Annotated in this window: 6 protein-coding genes and 1 pseudogene; 4 read left to right on the top strand and 3 right to left on the bottom strand. The window is 38.3% G+C overall.

All coding sequences use genetic code 11. The annotated features are described in order from the left end of the window. Positions 1-212: 212 nt before the first annotated feature. Positions 213-1,067, bottom strand: a complete 855-nt coding sequence (locus ACWITO_RS12205) for an energy transducer TonB (RefSeq protein WP_448530277.1) — start codon at positions 1,065-1,067, stop codon at positions 213-215. A gap of 257 nt (positions 1,068-1,324) precedes the next feature. Between ACWITO_RS12205 and ACWITO_RS12200 the strand changes: the two genes are divergently transcribed. Both ACWITO_RS12200 and ACWITO_RS12195 read left to right on the top strand, forming a co-directional pair. Continuing rightward, the gene (locus ACWITO_RS12200) at positions 1,325-2,518 is read left to right on the top strand and encodes a 1-acyl-sn-glycerol-3-phosphate acyltransferase (RefSeq protein ID WP_448530276.1); all 1,194 of its coding nucleotides are present in this window, start codon (positions 1,325-1,327) and stop codon (positions 2,516-2,518) included. Between the two features lies 1 nt (position 2,519). Then, complete coding sequence (locus ACWITO_RS12195; protein WP_448530275.1) at positions 2,520-3,707, top strand: LegC family aminotransferase; 1,188 nt, start codon at positions 2,520-2,522, stop codon at positions 3,705-3,707. A 190-nt stretch (positions 3,708-3,897) separates the two neighbouring features. Here ACWITO_RS12195 and ACWITO_RS12190 read toward each other — a convergent pair whose 3' ends face one another. Next, a complete protein-coding gene (locus ACWITO_RS12190; protein ID WP_448530274.1) occupies positions 3,898-6,102 on the bottom strand; it encodes an OmpA family protein in 2,205 nt (734 codons plus the stop codon). 69 nt (positions 6,103-6,171) lie between these two features. Continuing rightward, on the bottom strand, positions 6,172-6,960 hold the full coding sequence (locus tag ACWITO_RS12185) for a biotin--[acetyl-CoA-carboxylase] ligase (protein ID WP_448530273.1): 789 nt from the start codon (positions 6,958-6,960) through the stop codon (positions 6,172-6,174). 70 nt (positions 6,961-7,030) lie between these two features. Between ACWITO_RS12185 and rsfS the strand changes: the two genes are divergently transcribed. Then, positions 7,031-7,402 carry a ribosome silencing factor gene (gene rsfS, locus ACWITO_RS12180; RefSeq protein ID WP_448530272.1) on the top strand — a complete coding sequence of 124 codons (372 nt, stop codon included), beginning with the start codon at positions 7,031-7,033 and terminating at the stop codon, positions 7,400-7,402. A 21-nt stretch (positions 7,403-7,423) separates the two neighbouring features. Beyond that, positions 7,424-7,821: pseudogene (locus ACWITO_RS12175) on the top strand (hypothetical protein); the annotation flags it as partial.

Genomic DNA, 7,821 nt, shown 5'->3' with positions numbered 1-7,821 from the left:
AGCGACATCATCGCTCTAAACCCGATAATACATCTTAAAAATTCATCTTTTTGGAAGGAAATTTCTATTGTTACACTTTGATTTTTCTCTAAACAGACTTTTTAAGGGACGACTATTTAAGCAAAACGTAACTATTTAGGTCAAAACTTAAATGAATAAACCCTTGAAGGGTTGTTGAAAACCCTTCAAGGGTTGCTTATCGGTCTTGGGGCTTATTTAGGCAAAACAAAATTTACAGGTATTCTTCTGATAGATTTGACGGGTTTGCCCATTCTCACCGCAGGCGACCAAACCATTTTCACTTTTGCAAATGCCTCCAAAACCGCTTCGCCACAACCATCGCCTATATCTTTGATAATTTTAGGATTTGACATTCTACCCTTTTCATCAACGACGAAATACAACATTACTTTTCCTTGGGTACCTTTTTTGAGAGCTGTTCGGGGATAATTGACATTTTTTTCCAATTCTTTTCTGAAAGCATCAATGCCCCCTTCGCATACAGCCTCTTTATCTAATTCAAAGGGTTCAAAAATTTTATCTTTATTCTCTTCGCCTGTGGAGGCTTCTTTGAGGTCTGTTCCTGCATTTTCATCAACTTTCACAACTTCGGGCTTATTGGTTGCACCCTCCCCTTCTACATTGTTATTTCCTACCACTGTATTGTTTTTATCCATTTCTTCGGTAGTAGTAAGCACATCAGGCTTGGTATTATCGGGTTTTATTTCAATTTCTGTGTATTTTTTTTCGCTGATAGGTTCTATTTCTTCGGGAGCAATGGGTGTTACGATTTTAGTGTCTTGTTTGGGTTCATCAGGAATTTTTATATCTTCTATGGGTTTAGAATTATCCAAATCAATTACCACCTCTTTTTGAACTTCCTGTATAGGTTCAGAAAAAAATAACCTTTTCAGCGTAGGCAAGCCAAACAGCAGTCCGCTGGCAACTACCACCAAAAGCAATACTCTGCTTACTACAACCGAATAGTTGCGGCGAAGTACGTAAGCACCATAATTTTGGTTTCGCCCCTCGAATCCATCGTGAGGCAAATAGCAATAGCTCATCATTTGCATAAAATTTTGATTTTTGGGTTTTCAAAAGTTTTTTATTTGGCAAAAAAGAGCAAAAACTATGCAAAAGCGTTGTAAATGAAAGGTTATTTGATAGCAACGAATTTCAAAAAATTCAAAATCAAATACTTAAACAATACCAAAACTATACAAAAACAGGAAAAAGCCGCTGGCAAGAGAATATTTTTGGAGTTTTATCAAATTTTATTAGTTTTGTGAAATGGCTTTGCTCTGTTTAGCAAAAAAGTATGCTTATGGAAAATTCAGGTAATTCTATTTCCACCACTCGGCACGAAACTCTCACCGAAGAGGTAAAAAATAACTTCTACGTATTAGATTATTTGTTTGATATTCGTTTGGGAAAGGCTCTTTCCAAAGATGTTTTGAGCCTGATTGATAAGGTTTATTTTCGTTCGGAACTGGTTGGTTTTGAAGAAAGCAATTATCCCAAACGCAATAATCCCGAACGTCCTCTAATATTTGCCAGCAACCATTCGGGTATGGCTTTCCCTTGGGATGCAATGATTTTTATCAATCGCGTGCACGAACTCAAAAATTATGGTTCTGATGCAGTGCGTCCGCTTACAGCTCCAATGCTTTCGGCTTCGGTGCTAATGAACCCCTACCAAATCAAGCATTTTTGGAAAAAAGTTGGAGGAGCCGTAGATGCCACTACGCTCAATTTTGAAACCCTTATGCATCAAAACGATTTCAATGTGATGATTTACCCCGAAGGGGTGCCAGGCATCGGAAAAGGCTTCAATCGCAGATACCAACTCCAAAAACTTTCTACCTCTATGGTACGTATGGCTATCAAGTACCGCACCGATATTGTACCTGTGGCAGTGGTGAATGGTGAATTTATCAATCCTTATACGTACAGCTCCAAGGTGGTCAATAAAATTGCCAATGCTTTGGGCATACCTTTCCTTCCTTTGGGCTTGATTACCCCTTTCATTCTACTTTTTCCTTGGATTTTCTATATGGGTTTTCCTGCCAAACTCATTTTCGTAATGGGCAAAAGAGTAAAACCTTACGAAATGACCGAAAAACCCTTTGAGGAAATGACTTATGACGACTTTCGTGTGATTGCCGATAAAATTCACGTGCAAATGCAAGCCGAGCTTACCGAAGCCGAGCAGAAATATGGCAAAAAACCTTATCGCTTAGGCGAGCATTTCAAATTACTATTCAAATATTTCAAATTTTTTCCTTACACCGTTCCTATTGGCTGGCCTCTGCTTTTTGCCGAATTTGAACGAGTAAGGGTAAAAAAACAAGACTTTGAAAGTCCCCTAAAATTAGGTTGGGGTTCGGCTTTGAGAATTATCTTGCAAAATCCTTTGGTTTTGGCTTACTATATTCCTATTTTAGGCTGGATACCGCTTGCTATTCGTGGATTTCGGAAGGTAAAAGAACCTATCCCCGCACAAAAAAAGCATAAGTAAGGTGGAAAATTTTACAATTTCAGATACTATATCGCAAGTTTATGAAAGTGGCGAAAAAACAACTTTTCAAATTCCACTTTTAGCTCCTTACATAACTGAAACTGAAAGTGATTACGTTCAAGAATGCATCAGAAAAGGCTGGATAACTACCGTAGGGGAGTTTATTGAAATTTTTGAGCAAAAAATCAAAACTTATACCCAAAGCCCTTATGTAGTAGCCGTTTCTTCGGGTACAGCGGCTTTGCATTTGGCTCTCAGAGCCGTAGAAGTTGAAAAAGATACCCTCGTTATTTTGCCTAATATTAGCTTTGTTGCCTCTGCCAACGCTATTCACTACTGCGGTGCCGAGCCTCTTTTTGTAGATATTCACCCTGCTACTTGGCAATTAGATGAAAATTTATTGCTCAAATTTTTGGAAAACGAATGTTTTTATACAAAAGAACAAACCTTTCATAAAGCTACCCAAAAACGCATTTCAGCACTTGTGCTTGTACATAATTTGGGCAATTTGGGCAATATTTCTGCAATCCAAGAAATTTGTCGGGCATACCAAATTCCTTTCGTGGAAGATGCGGCAGAGGCTTTGGGTTCTTTTTACGAAGGCAAACACGCAGGAACTTTCGGAAAAGTAGGTATTTTGAGCTTCAATGGTAATAAAATTGTAAGTACGGGAGGCGGCGGAGCGGTACTTACCAATGATGAGGATATAGCAAAAAAAGTGCGTCATTGGGCAAATCAGGCAAAAATAAGTAGCGAAGAATATTATCACGATGAAATAGGCTATAATTATCGTTTGCCTAACCCACTGGCGGCAATTGGAGTAGCCCAAATGGAAAAAATAAGCCTTTTTTTAGAAAGAAAACAGCTTATTCACGAGTTTTATACGAATATTTTACAGGGAAAAGCTATTTGGCAAGATACTTTGCCAAAAGTAGAGCCTAATCATTGGCTTTTTACAGCACTTTTTGAAAATAGTGCCACGCTTACTCAAAAATTCAAAGAAAACGCCATTCAGACTCGCAAACTTTGGTGTCCTTTGAGCCGCTTGCCTATGCATCAAAAAGCTATGTATGTGCAAGAAAATGATATTAGCTGGAAAGTTTATGAAAAATCTTTGAGCCTGCCCTCTTCCGTAGGTTTGCAAATGCAAGATTTAGAAAAAATTGCAAGCGTTTTGGCTGGGCATTGAAAGCGGCAGCATCACTATCAAGTGATGTTGTCGCTTTTAATTTTCTGTAATCATTTGCGTTTAATGAGTTTGAAGTTCACAACTTTAAGAGTTTCAACTCTCATTTTGCAATCTAATTTCTATTTACTAAAATCCTGCTTCTTGCTTCTTATTTCCCTACTGCAAATTAGCTCTAAACAATTACACTTTTTTACTTTTGAAGCAAACGGAAGTCTGCTCTACGCATTTGGCGTTTGGCGGCTTCGGGGTCGGGGGAAGGATTTGCCCCCAAGCCTTTGAAGGTTAGTCTATTTTTACTAATTCCCTGATTTACGAAATAATCATATACAGCTTTGGCACGACTTTCAGATAGTTTTTGGTTGGTTTCTGCTTTCCCTTCCGAGGAAGCATAGCCTAAAATTTCAGCATTGACACCACTATTGAGCTTCATATACTCAATAAATCGCTTCATTTCTTGCTTGGCTCTTTCGTTGAGTTGAGCAGAGTTGCTTTCAAAATAAGCAGTATAAGATTTATTGAGTGTAATTTCGCCACTATTTACAGAATAATCGTCTGTTTCAATGGGTGGCATTACCATAATGGTTTTTTCTTCTACTTTATAGGGTTTGAGTTGCCCTTTGGAGTCGGCATACATATAAGTAACTTGTACTTTATTATCTTTGGGTTTGGTGCCGTCATCTTTAGCATCAATTTTTCGGTTTTTGTAAAGCACTTCCAAAAGATAATTCAGGGCTACGCTATCTTCAGACTGAATAATATCCTCCATCATATCGTAAAGGTCTAAATCTCTGCCCTGATAGTTGTTAGGATTTTCTTTTTCGGGGTCAAAGTTATTTTCTATCGTGATTTTTTCACCCACTTCTTTGCCATTTTCCAGTTTCTTTTCCAATTTTATTTCCTGATACATTTCTTGGAAATACACTTGGTTCGGAATATTGATAGCTATCAGATAAGGTAAATAACCTTCGGCAGTTACAATCATATCGTAATTTTTGCCCGGAGGGAAAATCATCAAGTAATCGCCCGTGTGTGGGTTGGGATTATAGACATATTTCAAAACCTGTTGCGTTTCTTTATCTACTACACGGATACGTGCCTCTACGGGTTTAGGAGGATTGCCCGCCAAAATTCTACCTCTTACCATTGTAAGGGCAATGCCTTTATCATCAGGCAAAATTACGGAGTAAATATCTTGCTTACCAAGTCCTTCGGGGCGGTCGGAGGAAAAATAGGCTTTTTTGCCATTGGCAGTAACCACTAAATAGCCATCGTTAAAGACAGAATTTATCGGATAGCCCAAATTTTCAGGTTTAGACCACTTTCCGCCACTCAAAGTGCTTTTGAAAATATCTGTACCGCCAATAGAATTGTGTCCGTTGCTGGTAAAAAACAAAGTTTTGCCGTCAGGGTGAATGAATGGAGCATCTTCATCATAAGGCGTATTGATATCTGCACCCAAGTTTTGAGGTTTTCCCCAGGAGCCATCAGGCTGTTTTTCTATTTTGTAAATATCCTTACCGCCCATTCCGCCCGGCCTATCAGAAGCAAAATACATCACATTTTCGTCAGGGCTAAGGCTGGCACTGCTTTCCAAATATCCCGAATTGATTTCACTGCCTAATTTTTCAGGAGCCGACCAGCCCGTTGCCATTTTTTTACTGCTGTAAATATTTCCTGTGTTGTTACCCTCGCCCACATAAATCAACATTTTTTGTCCATCAGGCGAAAGTCCTACGGTTCCTACGTTTTTATTGAGTTTGAAATCAATCGGAGCGATGCTCACCCAAGCATAATCCTTCTTTTGAGCAAGCATTACTTGCTCTTGGGCAGTGGCTTGCTGAGCAGAACGCGTGAAAGCTAAAATGGTTTCATCGGCAGAAATCAGTGGTGCAAACTCCGAACCATCGCTGTTGATAACCTTACCCAAATTGGCTATGGTAGCTTTTACGGGTTTTGCTACTACCGCTTTGGCACTTTGAGCTATTTCAATGGCTCTTTTGTTTTCTGCCTGAAACTTATCGGTAGTGGGGGCTTTTTGGGCAAATTCGTTGTATGCTTTTATGGCATCATCAAAGCGTTGGTGCAAGTGCAAAGCTCTACCCAAGTAATGATGCATCCGTACAGGCACTTTATCGTTAATTTTATTTTTGGCAGTTTCCAAAAAAGTTAGTGCCTTCATTTGCTCTTTACCATCTTTATTTTTCAGGTAGCAAACCCCTATTTTGTAGTTCAAAGCAGGTTCTTGGGGTGTTTTTTTATGAGCGGCAAGATAAATGGGCAAAGCAACTTCAAAAGTCCCCTGTTCAAAAGCCTCATCAGCCTTTTTGAGGTCTTGGGCTTTAGCTAATATGCTTATTCCTATCAAACAAATCACAGAAAATAATAACTTTTTCATACGTTCAAATTTTGAAGTAATACACTTGGTTTGGATTTGCAATAATTTTGGTGCTAAAATACAAAAATATTACATTCGTTCCAATAAAAATTCAATTTCCTTGTACTGAAATGCCTGTAAGCGTTCAGAAAAAGCTATTTGAAGCCTTCCTGTGCTATCTACGCCACAAATTTTTCCTTGTAAAGTCTGATTTTGCTTTCTGAACCATACCCATTCCTGAAAGCCGAACAATCTTTCATAATAATTCTGCCGCAACTCATCAAATTTTTTTGAACGTAATTGCAAGTAGCGACCTTCCAAATTTTCTAATAATTTTTGCACTAAAAAAGGTAAATCATACATCAAACCCGTTAGTTGGCTCAAAGATACTGCCTGCGGATATTTGAAAACTTTTTGATTGATATTTATTCCTATGCCAACTACCGATTTCTGAATTTTTTCGCCAGAAACAAGGTTTTGTATCAAAACACCACAAATTTTTTGATTTTGATACAACAAATCATTTGACCATTTGATTTTTAGTAATGAAACTTCGGGAACAAAATGGCTCAGAAAATCGTGAATGGCAAGCGTTACGGCAATATTCAGGTAAAATTGCTCTTGAGCCTTCAAAAAATTGGGATACAAAATCACTGAAAGCGTGATATTTTGAGCGGGCTCGGCTTCCCAAGAGCTATTTTGCTGTCCTTTGCCTGCTGTTTGGCAATCGGTGAGAATAGTAGTGCCTTCAAAGCAATCTTCTGATGAAAGCAAAGAAAAGGCGTACTCATTGGTAGAATGACAAGTTGGCAGATAGCGGAAATCTTGACCGACAAATAAAGTTTTGATTTTTTTAGAAAAATTTTCGTAATTTTGCATCAGAAAAATGAAAATTTAGTTTATTTTTGTTTAATGCAAACTTCAATCCAATAATACAAAAAACAAGCGAATGAAGCAAAAAAAAAGCAAGGAAGTTGAAATAAAAAACCTTTGTGATTTGATTATCAAGGGTATGCAAGAAAAGAAAGCACAAGATATTGTGCTACTGGATATGCGGAAAGTACCAACAGCGATTGTTGATTATTTCATTATTTGCACAGGAACTTCTGATACTCAAATAGACGCCATTGCCGATTCCATTGAGGAGGAAGTCTATAAAAATTTGAAAGAATTACCTTGGCATAAGGAAGGAAAACAAAATAAGGAATGGATTTTGTTAGATTATGTTGATGTGGTCGCTCACGTGTTCAAAAGAAGCAAAAGAGAGTTTTATGCTTTGGAAGAGCTTTGGGGCGATGCACAAGTGCAACATTTTTCGTAAAGATTTTAGACACTTAGTTTTATGGCAGAAAATAAAGAAAAAACTCCCCAAAACCCTCAAAATTCACCCAACAACAACCTCAACAGACCTAAAAACCCCAATCCGAACTATCAGATGTGGCTGGTTTTTACGCTGATAGCTATTGTTTTGAGTGTGGTGTATTTTAGCAGAAGCTATTCGGCAGTGGAAACCTCTCCCGATAGCTTCGAAACTATGCTCAACAATGGCGACATCAGTGAAATTGTAGTTTTTGCTGATGAAAAAGTTGCTGAAATCACGCTCAAAAAAGAAGTGGTAGAAGCCCAAAAATATGGCAGTTTGCTCAAACAACGCTCCCAAGGCAGTATTCTGAAAGGTCCCCATTTTTGGTTTCGCATTCCTTCGGCAGATAAGTTCGTAGAGCTATATCGCGAGCCTAT

This window comes from Raineya sp. (genome assembly GCF_053497555.1).
The sequence above is the reverse complement of the archived record's forward strand: the minus strand, read 5'-3'. Positions and strand labels throughout refer to the sequence as shown.